Here is an 805-nt window from a genome sequence, read left to right as displayed (position 1 = left end):
ATTGTCGGAGCGGATCGGAAGATGATCCGCTATCGCTCCAGCCGTCCTCCGGACGCGACTCTCCGTGGCCGGCTGCGTGACCTTGCCAACGAGCGGCGGCGTTTCGGCTACCGCCGGCTGTTCGTGCTGCTGCGGCGGGAGGGTGAGCCATCGGGGATCAACCGGATCTACCGGCTTTATCGGGAAGAAGGGTTTACCGTCCGCAAGCGGCGGGCTCGCCGTGGGGACCCGTGCCCCGATCCTAGTCGAGGCGATGCCCAACGCGCGCTGGTCGCTGGATTTCGTCCACGACCAGTTCGCCAACGGTCGGCGCTTCCGCATCCTCAACATCGTCGACGACGTCACCAAAGAATGTCTGGGCGCCATTCCGGATAAATCGATCTCAGGACGACGCGTCGCTCGCGAACTGACGGCCGTCGTCGAACGACGCGGCAAGCCAGGTATGATCGTGTCCGACCACGGCACCGAGTTCACCTGCAATGCCATGCTCGCCTGGTGCAGGGACGCAGCCATCGACTGGCACTTCATTGCACCGGGAAAGCCGATGCAGAACGGCTTCGTCGAGAGTTTCAACGGCCGGATGCGTGACGAGCTGCTCAACGAGACTCTCTTCTTCGATCTCGACGACGCCCGCGCCAAGATCGCCAATTGGGTTGCCGACTACAATCTTCAGCGGCCTCACTCGTCGCTGAAATACATGACCCCCGCGGCTTATGCCGCCCACCTCACCGCAACGGACGATCGGCTACGCAACCCCGACCAGCTCCGCCGATCGTCCGTTGCTCCAACCGCGCCACTTGGCGTA

Annotated in this window: 1 pseudogene; it reads left to right on the top strand. The window is 63.4% G+C overall.

Going from position 1 to position 805, the window contains the following annotated elements:
- Window positions 1-805, top strand: a pseudogene (locus AC0L3K_RS40660) (IS3 family transposase); the annotation flags it as partial.

Source organism: Bradyrhizobium sp. MI1.10 (assembly GCF_055811035.1).
Note: the sequence above shows the minus strand (reverse complement) of the source record. Positions and strands in the feature narration are given on the sequence as shown.